Source organism: Telluria beijingensis (assembly GCF_030770395.1).
In the GTDB taxonomy this organism is placed as follows: Bacteria; Pseudomonadota; Gammaproteobacteria; order Burkholderiales; family Burkholderiaceae_D; genus Telluria; species Telluria beijingensis.
On the sequence record NZ_CP132480.1, the window covers coordinates 1,002,771 to 1,017,943 of the forward strand.

General features: G+C 66.5%; 14 protein-coding genes and 1 pseudogene. 13 read left to right on the top strand and 2 right to left on the bottom strand.

What is annotated here, in order from left to right; genetic code table 11:
• Window positions 1-90: 90 nt before the first annotated feature.
• The 10 genes and pseudogenes from Q9246_RS04485 to pobA all read left to right on the top strand — a co-directional run bounded on the left by Q9246_RS04485 (window position 91) and on the right by pobA (window position 9,856).
• A complete protein-coding gene (locus Q9246_RS04485; RefSeq protein WP_306395763.1) occupies window positions 91-2,307 on the top strand; it encodes a TonB-dependent receptor in 2,217 nt (738 codons plus the stop codon).
• Window positions 2,308-2,327: 20 nt separating this feature from the next.
• Window positions 2,328-2,795, top strand: a pseudogene (locus tag Q9246_RS04490) (VOC family protein); the annotation flags it as partial.
• A 33-nt stretch (window positions 2,796-2,828) separates the two neighbouring features.
• Window positions 2,829-3,134: a c-type cytochrome gene (locus Q9246_RS04495; RefSeq protein WP_306395765.1), complete on the top strand. Its 306-nt coding sequence runs from the start codon at window positions 2,829-2,831 to the stop codon at window positions 3,132-3,134.
• 104 nt (window positions 3,135-3,238) lie between these two features.
• Window positions 3,239-4,153: a LysR family transcriptional regulator gene (locus Q9246_RS04500; RefSeq protein WP_306395769.1), complete on the top strand. Its 915-nt coding sequence runs from the start codon at window positions 3,239-3,241 to the stop codon at window positions 4,151-4,153.
• 160 nt (window positions 4,154-4,313) lie between these two features.
• Complete coding sequence (locus Q9246_RS04505; RefSeq protein ID WP_306395770.1) at window positions 4,314-5,474, top strand: alpha/beta hydrolase family protein; 1,161 nt, start codon at window positions 4,314-4,316, stop codon at window positions 5,472-5,474.
• A 29-nt stretch (window positions 5,475-5,503) separates the two neighbouring features.
• A complete protein-coding gene (locus tag Q9246_RS04510) occupies window positions 5,504-6,460 on the top strand; it encodes a VOC family protein (protein ID WP_306395772.1) in 957 nt (318 codons plus the stop codon).
• The gene (locus tag Q9246_RS04515) at window positions 6,457-6,834 is read left to right on the top strand and encodes a Rieske (2Fe-2S) protein (protein ID WP_306395773.1); all 378 of its coding nucleotides are present in this window, start codon (window positions 6,457-6,459) and stop codon (window positions 6,832-6,834) included. Before Q9246_RS04510 ends, Q9246_RS04515 begins: the two co-directional genes overlap by 4 nt.
• Before the next feature lie 15 nt (window positions 6,835-6,849).
• Entirely contained in the window at window positions 6,850-7,680 is an 831-nt protein-coding gene (locus Q9246_RS04520) for a cyclase family protein (protein WP_306395774.1), read from the top strand.
• Window positions 7,677-8,678, top strand: a complete 1,002-nt coding sequence (locus tag Q9246_RS04525) for a fumarylacetoacetate hydrolase family protein (RefSeq protein WP_306395775.1) — start codon at window positions 7,677-7,679, stop codon at window positions 8,676-8,678. Before Q9246_RS04520 ends, Q9246_RS04525 begins: the two co-directional genes overlap by 4 nt.
• On the top strand, window positions 8,675-9,856 hold the full coding sequence (gene pobA, locus Q9246_RS04530; RefSeq protein WP_306395776.1) for a 4-hydroxybenzoate 3-monooxygenase: 1,182 nt from the start codon (window positions 8,675-8,677) through the stop codon (window positions 9,854-9,856). Before Q9246_RS04525 ends, pobA begins: the two co-directional genes overlap by 4 nt.
• A 7-nt stretch (window positions 9,857-9,863) precedes the next feature.
• On the opposite strand, the gene Q9246_RS04535 is transcribed toward pobA, so the two are convergent.
• Both Q9246_RS04535 and Q9246_RS04540 read right to left on the bottom strand, forming a co-directional pair.
• Entirely contained in the window at window positions 9,864-10,160 is a 297-nt protein-coding gene (locus Q9246_RS04535) for a hypothetical protein (protein WP_306395777.1), read from the bottom strand.
• A 16-nt stretch (window positions 10,161-10,176) separates the two neighbouring features.
• Window positions 10,177-12,339, bottom strand: coding sequence for a TonB-dependent receptor plug domain-containing protein (locus Q9246_RS04540; protein ID WP_306395778.1), 2,163 nt, complete (start codon window positions 12,337-12,339; stop codon window positions 10,177-10,179).
• A gap of 150 nt (window positions 12,340-12,489) precedes the next feature.
• Here Q9246_RS04540 and Q9246_RS04545 point away from each other — a divergent pair, with 150 nt between their 5' ends.
• The 3 genes from Q9246_RS04545 to Q9246_RS04555 are packed head-to-tail and all read left to right on the top strand — an operon-like array spanning window position 12,490 to window position 15,040.
• Complete coding sequence (locus Q9246_RS04545) at window positions 12,490-12,888, top strand: GntR family transcriptional regulator (protein WP_306395780.1); 399 nt, start codon at window positions 12,490-12,492, stop codon at window positions 12,886-12,888.
• A complete protein-coding gene (locus tag Q9246_RS04550; protein WP_306395781.1) occupies window positions 12,885-13,634 on the top strand; it encodes an ABC transporter ATP-binding protein in 750 nt (249 codons plus the stop codon). The genes Q9246_RS04545 and Q9246_RS04550 overlap by 4 nt, the downstream gene beginning before the upstream one ends.
• Window positions 13,631-15,040, top strand: a complete 1,410-nt coding sequence (locus Q9246_RS04555) for a hypothetical protein (protein ID WP_306395782.1) — start codon at window positions 13,631-13,633, stop codon at window positions 15,038-15,040. The genes Q9246_RS04550 and Q9246_RS04555 overlap by 4 nt, the downstream gene beginning before the upstream one ends.
• Window positions 15,041-15,173: the final 133 nt, after the last annotated feature.

Below are 15,173 nucleotides of genomic sequence, written 5' to 3' on the forward strand. Positions count from 1 at the left end.
CAGGAAAACGCGGGAAAGCGCATATCATTTTTTTCGCATACACAACCGACCGGCACTCGAGAATTGCCGCGCCAATAAAGGAGATACTCAATGAACGTTCCCCAGCTGACTTTGCTCGCCAGGTCGCTTCTCGCAGTTGGTTTCTTGTCCGGCGCGACTGCCGCCATGGCCCAGACCCCGGCCCCGGCCGACGACGGCGGCGTGCAGGAAGTGATCGTCACCGCGCAGAAGGTGGCGCAGCCAGCCAGTAAAACCCCGATCGCGCTGTCGGTGCTGTCGGGCGAAGACCTGAAGGACGCCGGCATCAACGACCCGCGCGGCCTGACCAGCACCCTGCCCAATGTGCAGATCGCATCGGAAGGCGGTATGCTGCAGATCGCGATCCGCGGCGTGACCAGCATGGACATGACGGAAAAGGGCGATCCCTCGTCGGCCTTCCACGTCGACGGCGCCTACATACCGCGCCTGGAGGCGCAGGGCGTCGCCTTCTACGACCTGGACCGGGTCGAGGTGCTGCGCGGCCCGCAAGGCACGCTGTATGGCCGCAACGCCACCGCCGGCGCCATCAATGTGATCACCGCCAAGCCAACCAAGAAGCTGGAAGCCCGCATCGGCCTCGAAGTCGGCAACTACAACACCAGGCGCGTCGACGGCATGATCAACGTGCCGATCAACGATATGTTCGCCCTGCGCGCCGCCGTCAACGGCAACAAGCGCGACACCTATCTGAAGCCGGGCCCAAATGCCGACCACCTGGAAAACCAGGACGACCGCTCGGGCCGCGTGCACCTGCTGGCCGACTTCAATGCCACCACCAGTCTGCTGCTGACCGCCGAGACCAGCCGCATCAAGGGCAATGGCATCTCGCCGGTGCCGGTGACGAACTTCTTCACTGGCACGCCGACCGGCACGCTGCCGCTGACGCCGGCGGGCCGCGGCAACAACCTGCTCAACCCGGTCTACGTCGACCGCGGCGACGATGCCCAGCGCACCGCGGCCTGGGAGTTCAGGAACGGCGGCCGCGACGCCTATCGCGACCACAAGATCGATTCGCTGCGCGGCGAATTCAAGACCACGCTCGGCGCGGTCGACGTCACCTACCAGCTGGCGCATATGGACACCGAGTTGAACAACCTGGACAACGGCGTCTATTTCGGCTTCCCGTTCACCCGCGACGCCACCGGCGAGAGCCAGTCGACCTCGCACGAGCTGCGCTTCAACTCGACCGGCACCGGACCGCTGCGCTGGGTCGCGGGCGCCTATTACTTCACCGACGAAATCACGCGTAAGGCCAACCTGACGACCTATGCCCGGATTCCGCCCGGCCCGCTGAACGTGCTGGTGCCGTTCGACGCCGAAGCGGAAAATACCTCGAAAGCGGTGTTCGCCCAGGCCACCTACGACCTGCGCCAGGATACCCGCCTGACTCTCGGCGCGCGCGAAACCCGCGACCGCAAGTACGGCGCGGACACGCTGGCCGGCGCGGCCATCTCGCCGGTCACGGGCGTCAGCCCGAACGCCTACCAGGCGGACGTCAAGTTCAGCGACACCAGCTGGCGCGTCGGCATCGACCACGACCTGCGTCCCAACGTGATGGTGTATGCCAATGTGTCGACCGGCTACAAGGCGGGCGGCTTCAACGCAGCCTCCGGCTCGTCGATCTACAAGCCAGAAAAATTGAAGTCGTACGAGGCGGGCCTGAAAGGCCGCTTCCTGGACAACAAGCTGCAGCTGGCAGCGACCGTGTTCCGCTACGACTACAAGGACATGCAGCTGAGCGCGGCCACCTGCCTGACCAACGATCCGGCATCGTGCAATACCAACACGACCAACGCCTCCGACGCCACCATCAATGGCCTGGAACTCGAAGGCAAGCTGCGCGTCACGGCCGACGGCACCCTGCGCACCAATATGGCGTTCACCGACGCCAAGTTCGGCGACTACCGTCCGACCCTGAGCGTCGATTTCTCGGACAAGCCGCTGGACCGCGCACCGAGCGCCACCATCGGCCTGGGATACACCCACCACTTCGCACTGGCCAGCGGCGCCGACATCACGGCCACGATCGACACGCGCCACTCGACCTCGTACCTGATCAGCGATCCGTCGGTGGGCATCCGTTATCGCCAGCCGTCGTTCTACCGCACCGACCTGACGCTGGGGTATACCAGCCCGGGCGGCGAGTGGAGCGCCCAGCTGTATGCACGCAACCTGGAAAACGAGATCAAGATCGAGAGCCGGGTGCCGGGCGGCTTCCACATCGGCGATCCGCGTACCTTCGGCCTGCGCGCGACGTATAACTTCTGAGCGCGGCGCGAGGACGCGGGATTAACATCATCGGACCGGACACGCTGGTGTTCGGGGTCGACGACGTCGATGCCTGCGCGCGCTACCTGGTCGGCTACGGGCTCAAGCCGGTATCGACCGATGAATGGGGCCAGCGTTTCGAGGCGCTCGACGGCACCGGGGTCGTGCTGTTCCACCAGGACGACCCGATGCTGCCGCCGTCGGCTGGCACGGCCGGCATGCTGCGCAAGACGGTGTATGGCGTCGACACCGGCGCCACGCTGGAGGCGATCGCGCATGAGCTGAGGCGTGACCGTGAAGTGCGGCGGCTGGCCAACGGCAGCCTGGAGACGGTCGACGACATGGGCTTGTTGCTGGGCTTCCAGGTCAGCGTGCGGCGGCCCGTCAGGCTGGCCGAGGCGACCTTGCCACGCTCGCTGTCGAACGTGGTGCATTTCGTGCCCGACGCCGCCCGTGCCCGAGCGTTCTATGTCGAGCGCCTCGGCTTCGGCCGGCCGGCACTGACAAGAGAGGATTATTAGATGAAGTGGATTGCAGCTGCAGGCCTGCTGGCGCTGGCGACCAGCCAGGGAGCGCTGGCGAACGAGGCGCTGCTGAAGGCGAACAACTGCATGGCATGCCATGCGGTCGCCACCAGGATGATCGGGCCCGCTTACAAGGACGTGGCGGCCAAGTACAAGGGACAGAAGGACGCCGAAGCCGCGCTCGCGCTCAAGATTCGCAAGGGTAGCAGCGGCGCGTGGGGGCCGATCCCGATGCCGCCGAATCCCCAGGTGTCGGAGGCCGACGCCGCGACGATCGCCAAATGGATCCTGCAGCAGAAGTAAAGACCGTGGCGATCCGTTGTCAAGCAGCCGCAACCGGCTTATGATGGGCCGGTGCGCGGCACTGCCGCGTGCATCCTCGAACAAGGTGGAGACACGCCGGCCGCATGCGCTTTAATAAACTCGATCTGAATTTGCTCGTCGCGCTCGACGCGATGCTCGCCGAAAAGAACATCAGCCGCGCCGCCGAGCGCATGCACATGAGCCAGAGCGCCATGAGCAATGCCTTGTCGCGCCTGCGCCAGTATTTCGAAGACGACCTGCTGGTGCAGGTGGGCCGGCGCATGGACCTGACCCCGCGCGCCCAGATGCTGCAGGAGAGCGTGCGCGACGTGCTGCTGCGCGTCGATATCGCCGTCGCCACCTCGCCGGTGTTCGACTACGCCAGCTCGGACCGCGAATTCACCCTGTTCGTGTCCGATTTCACCTTGCAGACCGTGCTGCCGCACATGCTCGCCCTGACGCAGAAAAAAGCGCCGAACGTGCGTTTCAGGCTGCAGCCGCAGGCGCGCGAGCCCGAGCGCGCGATGGAGCGCGGCGAGGTCGACCTGCTGGTCATCCCCGAACGCTACTGCTCGCCCACTCATCCCACCGAGCCGCTGTTCGAGGAGCAGCTCAGTTGCGTGGTGTGGAACGGCAGCCCGCTGGCGCAGGGGCCGCTGACTTTGGCCCAGTACACCGCGGCCGGCCACGTCGCCGTCTCGCCCGGCCACAACCAGCATGCGTTCGACCACCTCGCGCTGCAGCAGGAGGGCGTGGAACGCCGCATCGAAGTCACCACCTTCAGCTTCACCTCGGCCGCCGGGCTGGTGGTCGCGACCGACCGCATCGCCACCGTGCATGAACGCCTGGCGCGCCAGGCCGCGCGCCTGCTGCCGCTGGTGATCCATCCGCTGCCGGTGCCCACCGCGCCGATGCGCCAGTTCATGCAATGGCATAAGTACCGCGCCTTCGATCCCGGCATCGTCTGGCTGCGCGAGGTGATGCACGAGGCGGTTGCGGCAATGCACGCCGCCGACTGAGCCTCCCGACCTGGCGTCGCGCCCTGCTATTGACGGGGCCGATGCCACGTATTGCAACAATCCATTTCCCGTCCCGTTTTCCTGCCCGTACAGTAGCTCGACAAGCGCAGCAGCATATGCATGCATGCCTGCGCGTTGACTACATCGAAAACGAGACTACATGTTCAAATACTTCCCCACGAATTATCCATGGAACCTGTCCGTCGACCTGGCCATCGAGATGGGTGCGCGCATCGGCGAGATCGAGGAAATGTGCGCACCGCTGCAGGACGCGGCGAAGCAGCCCGACGCCGCCGGCACCGCGGCGTTTCGTGAGACCTGGACCCGCATGGCCGACAAGCTGTGCGGCCTGGCCGAAGAAGACGAGGCGCGCGGGCGGCTGATCTCGGCCGGCGACAAGTATGGCCGCGCCGCCACCTACCTGATGATCGCCGAACGCCTGCAGGCGCACGATGCTCCCGGGCGCCTCGACCTGTACAAGCACTTCCTGTCCGTGTTCGCACGCGGCATCAAACTGGCCGGCGAGAACTGCGAACGGGTCGAGATCCCGTATGGCGACACGCATATTTCAGGTCTCTATGTGCGCGCCGAAGGCGTGAGCGGCCCGGCGCCATTGCTGGTGCAGGTCAACGGCCTCGATTCGAGCAAGGAACTCAAATACCGCGTCGGCCTGCCGCGCTGGCTGGCGCAGCGCGGCATCTCGTCGTTGATCATCGACCAGCCTGGCACCGGCGAAGCACTGCGCCTGCACGGCATGCATGCCGTGTACGACAGCGAGCGTTGGGCCAGCAAGGTGGTTGACTGGCTCGAGACGCGCGACGACGTCGACCCGCGCCGCATCGGCCTCGAAGGCGTGTCGCTGGGCGGCTACTACTGCCCGCGCGCGGTCGCCTTCGAGCCTCGCTTCGCCTGCGGCGTGGTGTGGGGCGCCAACCATGACTGGCGCGACGTCCAGAAGAAGCGCCTGGCGCGCGAGGGCGACTTCCCGGTGCCGCACTACTGGGAGCACGTGCGCTGGGTGTGGGGCGCGAAAGACATGGACGACTTCATGCGCATCGCCGAGAACGTGCACCTGGACGGCGTGCTGGATCGCATCAAGGTGCCGTTCCTGGTCACTCATGGCGAGCGCGATTCGCAGATCCCGCTGCACTGGGCCGAGCGCACCTACGAACAGCTGGTCAACAGCCCGCAACGCGAACTGAAGATCTTCACCCAGCGCGAGGGCGGCGTGCAGCATTCGAGCTTCGACAATTCGTCCAATGCCGGCGCGTACATCGCCGACTGGGTCGCCGAAACCCTGGGCGGGCGCACCGCGCTCTGACTGTCCACTTTACCGAACAAGGAATCACCATGAACATCATCGGACCGGATACCCTGGTCTTCGGCGTGGACGACGTCGCCGCCTGTGCCCAATACCTGGAAGACTACGGCCTCAAGCCCATCGACGCGAGCGCCGCCGGCGGACGTTTCGAGGCGCTGGACGGCACCGGCATCGTCATCGCCCACAAGGACGACGCGGCGCTGCCGCCGACCATGGGCACGGCCAGCATGCTGCGCAAGACGGTGTATGGCGTGGCCGACCAGGCGACGGTCGAACAAATCGCGCAAGAGCTGGAGAAGGACCGCGCGGTCAAGCGCCTGCCTGATGGCAGCATCGAGGCGCAGGACGACATGGGCTTCGTGCTCGGCTTCCAGGTCAGCGTGCGCCGCCCGCTCGACCTGCCGGCCGAGGCGATCAATGCACCGGGCGCGCCGCCGCAGCGCGCGCCGAACGTGGTCGCGGTGGACGAGGACGCCGTGGCGCTGCCGCGCTCGCTGTCGCACGTGGTGTATTTCGTGCCCGATGCGGCCAAGGCCGAGGCCTTCTATGCGCGCCTCGGATTCGTGTGCACCGACCGCCTGCTCGGCGCCGGTCCTTTCCTGCGGCCGGCCGGCACGCCCGACCACCACACGCTGTTCCTGATCCAGACCCCGCCGTTCATGAAGGGCTGCGAGCACTTCACCTTCCACATGGGCGGCCCGACCGAGGTCATGCTGGCCGGCACCCGCTTCGTGAACAAGGGCTACCAGTCGTTCTGGGGCCCGGGCCGGCACAAGATGGGCTCGAACTGGTTCTGGTACTTCAACAGCCCGCTCGGCTGCCACGTCGAGTACGACGCCGACATGGACCTGCACGACGAAGCCTGGGTGGCGCGCGAGGTCGGCATGTGCGCCGACGCCTCGCAGCTGTTCCTGTTCCAGCAGCGCGACAAGTGGGCGCCGGGCGGTCCGCCGCCGGGCGCCGCCGGGGCCGGCGAACGCCATTGAGCGCGAGCGACGGCGTGGCGCGCCTGTGCCGCGCCGACGAACTGGGCGAAGGCGAGGCGCGCGGCTTCGATCCCTGGAACGACGGGATCGATACCGTGCTGGTGGTGCGCCACGAGGGACAGGTGCACGGCTGGCGCGACGCCTGCCCGCATTACGTCGACACGCCGCTGGCGTGGCGCAAGGACGCCTACCTGGACGCGGCGCGCACGCGCATCGTGTGCGCGGCCCACGGCGCCCAGTTCGACATCGCCACCGGCGTGTGCACGCTGGGGCCCTGCCTGGGGCAGGGGCTGCAGCGCGTGACGCTGCATATCGACGAAACCATCGACATTCGCCGCCAAGGCGAGGAGGAGACACCCTATGACATTCCATGACGCCGGAGTACCGGCATGAGCCGCACCTTCATCGACCTCTCGATCTACCTCGAGAACGAGGTCCTGTCCGACCCGCCGCCGCTGGCGCCGAAGATCACCTACCAGACGCACCAGGAAACGCTGCACGAGTTCATCGCCATGATCCCGGGCACCACCGCGGCCGACTATCCGGACGGCGAGGCCGCCGCCGCCGAATGGGTGACCATGACCACCCACAGCGGCACCCACCTCGACGCGCCGTACCACTTCCATTCGACGATGGACGCGAAAACGGGTGAAAAGAAGAAGTCGATCACGATCGACGAAGTACCGCTCGAGTGGTGCTTCCAGCCGGGCGTCAAGCTCGACTTCCGTCACTTCCCGGACGGCTATGTTGCCACCGCGCTTGATGTCGAGGCCGAGCTGGCGCGCATCGGATACGAGCTGCAGCCGCTCGACATCGTGGTGGTCAATACCCGCGCCGGCAGCCGCTACGGCCATAACGATTTCGTCCAGGCCGGCTGCGGCATGGGCTATGAAGCGACCATGTACCTGCTCGAGCGCGGCGTACGCCTGACCGGCACCGATGCCTGGAGCTGGGATGCGCCATTCTCGTACACCGCGAAGAAGATCGCCGAAACCGGCGACAAGTCCCTGATCTGGGAAGGTCACAAGGCTGGCCGCGACATCGGCTACTGCCACCTGGAGAAGCTGCACAATCTCGAGGCGCTGCCGCCCCATGGCTTCTACATCAGTTGCTTCCCGCACAAGGTGCGCGCCGGCTCGGCCGGCTGGACGCGGGCGGTGGCGATCGTTGACTCCGCGCTGCAGGCGCTGCCGCGCAGCAGTGGGGGAGGGCAGCCATGAAGCTGGCCAGTCTTCGTTGCGAGCGGCCGGACGGGCGCCTGGTGGTCGTTTCGCGCGACCTGAATCGGGCCGTGGATGCCGGTCACCTGGCGCCCAGCCTGCGCGATACGCTGGAACGCTGGGAGGCGGTCGCTCCCGGCCTGGAGCGGCTGTACGCCGCGCTCAATGCCGGCGACGCGGCGGATGCTTTCGACTTCGATCCGAGCGCCTGCGCTGCGCCCTTGCCGCGCAGCTTCCAGTGGTGCGACGCCTCGGCCTTCCTGAATCACGGACGCCTGATGGAGCGCGCCTTCAATACCGCGCCGATTCCGGATTTCGGCACCATTCCCGTGATGTACCAGGGCGCCTCGGACGATTTCCTGGGGCCGCACGACGACGTACCGCTGCCTTCCGAATCGCTGGGCATCGACTTCGAGGGAGAATTTGGCGTGATCCTCGACCGGGTTCCGATGGGCACCCAGGCGCCGCAGGCCCTCGAGCGCGTGCGCCTGCTGGTCCAGGTCAACGACTGGAGCCTGCGCGCGCTGGGCCCGCGCGAGATGGCAAGTGGTTTCGGCTTCCTGCAGGCCAAGCCGTCGACCAGCTTCGCGCCGGTCGCGATCACGCCCGACGAACTGGGCGACGACTGGCGCGACGGGCGCGTGCACCTCGACCTGCACGTGGCCTGGAACGATGCGCACTTTGGCCAGCCGAACGGCGGCGAGATGAATTTCAGCTTCGGTGAATTGATCGCGCACGCGGCGCGCACCCGCAGCCTGGGCGCCGGCACCATCGTCGGTTCCGGCACTGTGTCGAACGTCGACCGCGCGGTCGGCTCGGCCTGCATCGCCGAGCGGCGCGTGATCGAGGTGCTCGACCATGGCGCGCCGCGCACCGCCTTCATGCGCTTTGGCGACCGGGTGCGGATGGAGGCGCGCACGCGCGACGGCGGGGCGCCGTTCGGTTCCATCGAACAGCGCGTGGTGCAGGCAAACGAAGCGGGAGGAGAACAGGCATGAAGACACAGGTAGCGATCATCGGCGCCGGCCCGTCCGGCCTGCTGCTGGGCCAGTTGCTGCACAAGCACGGCATCGACAACATCATCCTCGAGGCGCGCACGCCCGAGTATGTGCTGGGGCGGATTCGCGCCGGGGTGCTCGAGCAGGGGATGGTCGACCTGCTGCACGAAGCCGGCGCCGGCGAACGCATGGCGCGCGAAGGCCATGTGCACGAGGGGTTCATGCTGTCTTTCGGCGGCCGCGCCGAGCGCATCGACCTGAAGGGGCTCACCGGCGGCAAGACGGTCACCGTGTATGGCCAGACCGAAGTCACGCGCGACCTGATGGATGCGCGCGCCGCCAGCGGCGCGCAGACCGTGTACGAGGCGCTGGACGTGCAACTGCATGACAGCGACGGGCCGGCGCCGCGGGTCAGTTATACCAAGGACGGCGTGCGCTGCGAGATCGCCTGCGACTACATCGCCGGCTGCGACGGCTTCCATGGCGTGTCGCGCCGCTCGGTGGATCCTGGCCGCATTACCTGCTATGAACGCGTCTACCCGTTTGGCTGGCTGGGCGTGCTATCGCGCACGCCGCCGGTCGATCATGAGCTGATCTACGCCAACCACGAACGCGGCTTCGCGCTGTGCAGCATGCGCAACGAGATGCTGAGCCGGTACTACGTCCAGTGTCCGCTCGACGACAAGGTCGAGCAGTGGTCGGACGGGCGTTTCTGGGACGAGCTGCGGGCCCGCCTGCCGGAGGAGATCGGCGCGCGCATGGTCACCGGTCCGTCGATCGAGAAGAGCATCGCGCCGCTGCGCAGCTTCGTGGCCGAGCCGATGCGCTTCGGACGCCTGTTCCTGGTCGGCGACGCTGCCCACATCGTGCCCCCGACCGGCGCCAAGGGCCTGAACCTGGCCGCCAGCGACGTCCACACGCTATACAAGGTGCTGTGCGAACGCTACCGCACGGGCGATGTGGATGTACTGGACCGGTATTCCGAACTGAGCCTGCGCCGCATCTGGAAGGCCGAGCGCTTCTCGTGGTGGATGACGAGCCTGCTGCATAAGCTGGACGACGATGTGTTCGCACACCGCATCCGACTGGCCGAACTCGATTACCTGGCCGGTTCGCAGGCCGGGCGGACGACGATCGCCGAGAACTACGTGGGGCTGCCTTACGAGTGGCGCGACTAATCGTGCATCATCCCGCCGGGTTGTGTTCGCAGATATAGTTGCACACATCCTGGCGCCGGTCATCGCGCTCGTCGACCAGGTCCTGCTCTTGTTCGGCCAGCTGTTCCAGCTTGCGCGGATCGGTTTCATCCTTCTTCTTGTCGCGTACCTCGGCCAGCTTGCGCTCGATTCGCTCCATCCCCTTGAACCCTTCCTGCGCATTGCAGGCCTTCAGGCATTCGCTCTTGGGCCGCTCGCCGGTCTGGGCCGAGGCGGTTGTGGTGAACGCGCACGCGAGTGCGCACAGGAGGAGTATCTGTTTCATGGTTTTCCTTTCCGGTTCATAGACTGGTTTCGAAACGCACCACGATGCGCGCGTGGTTGGCATTCCAGGTAGAGAGACGGACGATGCTGTCCCGCTCCTGGAATTCGTCGATGCGCGACTTGCGCTGGGGTAGCAGGTTGTCGAGGTTGAGTCGCAACACGGTGGCCTTGCTGACATTCCAGCTCGCATTCAGGTTCAGCGTGGGCCGGCTCGATTCATACACGCGCTGGCTGCCGCTGCTGCGCACCCAGTCCTCGGGCAGGTAGCTGGCATCGAAGCCCAGTGTCAAAGGCAGCGATTGCAGCGAATAGCTGCCACCGAGCTTGGCGCGCCAGGGCGATTGGCCGGCGATATGGTTGTCGGGGCCAGGCAGCTCGCTCAAGGTCGAATCGGCCAGGCCAATGCTGCCGCTCAGTTCCAGGTGCGCCAGCGTGGGCGAAAAATCCTTGCCCGCCAGGCGTGCTTCCAGGTCCAGGCCGCGCACCCGCGCCTGGCCCAGGTTGGCCTGGCGGATCACGTAGCGCGGCGCGCTGGCCCAGGGCACGTCCACCAGCGCGACTTCCTGGGCATTCTTGTCGCTGATATCGCGTGCGTAGAGTTCCACGCTGACTTCACTGTCGCGGCCGAATCCGTGCGCATACGACAGGTTCAGGCCGAGCGCGCGTTCCGGCCGCAGGGCGGGGTTGCCGCTGCTGTCGGCCAGGTCGATGCCGTTGGCGCCGCACAGCCCCTGGGCCGGGCAGGGCGCATACGGATTGATCGTGGGACGCAGCAGCAGTTCGTCGAAGAAGGGTGCGCGGTAACTGCGGGCCAGCGAGGCCCTGAGCTGCCGCTTGCGATTGCCGCCCACGCGGTGCGAAACGTGCGCCGACGGCGACCACAGGTCGAATCGCGGTCGGTTTCTGGCCGGGCCCTCGACCAACTGGTAACGGCGCCGTTCGCCGGATGCGCCCAGGTTGACGGCCCAGCGCCGGTTGATCCGCCACTCGTCCTGGATGAACAGCCGCGCACTGGTCAGGTGGGATGATGTGTCGGGCCCCAGCACGGCCAGGCTGGTGTCTGGCAGGCCGTCGACCAGATCGGTGTAGCTGCCATCGCTTTCATTGCGCGCGAACTTGGCGCCGGCGGTAATCCTGTGGCCATCCTCGGTCTCGAGGGCGTAATCAAGGTCGAGCATGTAGTTGCGCGTGCTGTTGTCCTGGTTGTTTATACGCTGGCGCGGGCCACCCGGCGACCACAGCTCGTCCCTGCGCCGGCGGCTGTCCGCGCGCGTGCCGCTCGCGACCAGCTTGACGGCCAGGCTGCTGTCGGCGTCGATCCTCCAGTTCCACTGCAAGGGCAGGTGCACATTGTTCGTGGGGTGGGTAGCTATCTGGTTTGCCAGAGAGTTCAGGCCGGACATCCAGCGCCGTCGTTCCTGGCTGTCGCCGTCGATATTGAAACGCGCGAGACTCGGGCTGAAGGTGAGCGTGTGATTCGCATCCAGGGTCCAGGCCAGCACGCTGCTCGCACTGACCGACTCGTACAGGCCGGGGGTATGTGCCTCGCCTTCGTACTCACGAATCACGCCCGTGCCCGGCCGTTCGCTGGTCTGCACATAGTCACTGTGCGCGGTGGACAGCCTGCGCCAGCGCGACAGCGTGAAGGTGTGGCTGAAGCCATCGCTCACGGCGGTGCTCGACCAGGTCAGGTCCATGCCCTTCCTGCCGCCTTCGGTGCGCGCGTTACCGGTCAATCTGGACGCAGCCTTGCGCTGCGCCTTGCGCAGGACGATGTTGATGGTGCCGGCGATCCCGAACGGGCCGGTGGCAGCAAACGTGGTCTTGGCGATCTCGATGCGCTCGACGCGCGTGAGGTCGATGTTCATGAAGTCGCCCGCCGGGGGCTGGCCGTCGACCAGCACCTGGGTGTAGCCGGGCAGGCCGAGCAGGCCGATGCGGCCGCTCTTGTCGACGCTGATGGCGGGCTCGCGCCGCAGCAGTTCGCCGGTGTTCTGCAGGCCGCTGTCGGCGATCTTCTTCTGGCCGATGACGATCTTGCCGGCGACAAAATCCTGGCCCGCCTCGACGTCGGTCTGGGCGCCGCTGATGACGACTTGCTGAGGTGGCGCGCTTGCCTGGGTCTGGGCTTGGGCGCAGGTGGAGTAGACGATGAACAGGCAGGCGAAGCGACGGTGCATCCTATGAAATCCAATACCAAACCGGTCGATGCTATCAATTAAAAGTCGCTGAATATGCGTCAAATGTCACTGTAGCGCTCACATGTTTTTGTGGTTGACAAGGCAGATATTCGGGGGTAGTGTATCAATCAACTAATACACTAATACGCCATGGCTCCCCAACCATCTCAACTGTTCTCGATCGTGCCCGGTTTAACCGCGCCGATCTACCGGCAACTCGTCGACCAGGTGCGCCGGCTGGTGGCCGGCGGCCAGCTGGCGCCGGGCGACGCGCTGCCGTCGGTGCGCGACGTCGCGCTGCAGCTCGCCGTCAATCCGATGACCGTGTCCAAGGCCTATGGCCTGCTCGAGCACGAGGGCGTGCTGGAGCGCCGGCGCGGCGTCGGCATGCTGGTCGCCGACCATCCGCGCGGCGGCAGCGCTACGGGCGACCGCGCGGCATTGCTGCGCCCGACGCTGGAGCGGGCTGCACGCGAGGCGCGCGAACTCGAACTCGATCCCGATACCGTTTTGTCCCTTTTCCAAGCCATCCTGAAGGAATCCCCATGACCGCACTCCCGATCCAGATGCGCGGCGTCGCCCGCCGCTTCGACAGCAAGACCGTACTCGACGGCCTCGACTGGGAGGTCGGGCCGGGCCAGGTGGTCGGCCTGCTGGGCCGCAACGGCGCCGGCAAGTCGACCCTGATGGAATGCCTGCTGGGCCTGCGCGAGATCGACGGCGGCAGCATCGCGCTGTTCGGCGAGTCGCCCGCCGCGCTGTCGGACGCAACCCGCGCCCGCATCGGCTACGTGCCGCAGAAATCCGACCTGTTCGACTGGATGACGCCGCTGCAGATGCTGGACTACTTCAAGGCCCTGTACCCGCGCTGGAACGATGCCAAGGTCGCCGCCCTGATGGACCGCTGGGGCATCGACCTGACCATGCGCAACGGGCCGATCCGGCGCCTGTCGGGCGGCGAGCAGCAGCGCCTGTCGATCATCCGCGCGCTGGCACATGACCCGGAACTGCTGGTGCTGGACGAACCGGTATCGGCGCTCGACCCGGCCGGCCGGCGCGACTTTTTGGCCGAGCTGATCGAGGGCGTCATCGAGCGCGGCACCACGGTGGTGTTCTCGACCCACATCCTCACCGACCTGGAGCGGGTTGCGCTGGACGTCGCCTTCCTGAAGGACGGCCGCATCGTGCTTGAAGGCGACCTGGACGACCTGCTGGACGGCGCCGCCGAGCACGTGCCGGCCGGCGCGCACGTGCCGCGCAGCCTGGAAGACCTGTTCATCGAGGTGACCCGATGAGCCCGCGCCTGGCCTTGTATGGCCTGCTGTGGCGGGCGGCGCTGGCGCAGGTGCATCCGCGTGCCCATCGGGTCGTGCTGTGGCTGGTGCCGGTGCTGTCGCTGGCGGCGGCGGCGCTTGCCGGGAAGGTTTACGGCCTGCCCACCGCGGCGCGCTGGGGCGCGAATGGGGTGTGCTTCCTGACGCTTTTTACCTGGACCTGGGGTTTCCTGCCCGGCGCCTTCAAGCTCAATTCGCCGGCCAACGCCCAGCTGGTGCCCGCGATGCGGGCCCGTCTGCTGGAGCTGGCCATGGCGCTGTGGGTGCTGTGCATCGCAGGCATGGCGCTTGCCAATGCCGGCAGCGCCTCCGACGTGGTCCTGCCTGTGCTCTGGGCCATGGTTGCGTCGCTCGGCATGGCGCTGGCGGCCACTGGCAACGGGAGCGGCTCGGTGCTGATCATCGCGATCTGGCCCTTGGTGGGATTGCCGTCCCTCATACCGGGATGGGCGCATGCCATGATGGAAAACGTCGTCCTCCTGCCGCTGGCGGCGGCAGTGCTGCTGCTGCCTGGCCTGGCGACCATCCGCGCGATCTTTCCACGCGCGGGCGACCGCCATTGGCGCCAGCTGGCAAAGCGCAATATATGGCGCGACAAGGATGCGTTCAACAATCACGAGGGGAATGCCGTGATGCGCTGGTTGCAGTCCCGCTCGCTGCACCAGGCCAGCCGCCGCCGCGACCTGGGCGCCATGCTGCTGCATGGCAGCGGCCCCGGCCTGCCGCTGGAGAGCATCGTCGTCGGCATCGTCGCCATGGGCCTGGTCGGGCTGGGCCTGATGGGATTCGTGCACCTGAGCGGGCTGCCGAGGGCGGCCGAGGTGGCGACCGAGACGGGCTGGATCTGGAGCCTGCTGCCATTGCTGCTGTTCCAGTTGCATGCCCTGATGCTGGCGAGCATGACCGACAAACCCGCCGGCCAGCCATTGCTCAGGCTGGCGCCGGCCATGCCTGCCACCGCACCGCGCTTCAACCGCCTGCTGGCCTCGACGGTGCTGCGCAGTTGCATGGTGGCGTGGGTGCTGGCGGCGGCCACGGCCCTGCTGTGCGCGACGCTGTCCGGCGCGGACGGGCACACGCTGATGCTGGTGGCCTGCCTGTGCGGCCTGGCCCTGCCGGCGCTGGTCTTCCCGCTGCGCGACCATGCGCGCCGTCCGCGCTGGAATCCGGTGCTGCAGTGGCTGCTGTCGGTGGCGCTGGCGGGAGGCTGCCTGCTGGTTGCGCTGTTTGCGGGAAGGCTGCTGGACTTGCCGGCTTTGCCGACTGCCGCGGGACTTGGCGTGGCGCTGACCGCTGTCCTGGCAGCGTACCGCTATCGCGCCATGACGCGCGCGCCGTTCGCTTTTCCGGCAGGAAGGCTGGATTAACGGGAGTAAGTCAATTTAATAACGACCGTAATCCGTTCGTTAACTGTGTTATCGAGAAGGATAGATCGGTCGTTCTTATTGTTGTGGGGCAACAACCAAGTTACTGCAATATTGATACTGAACTTCGGTTTTT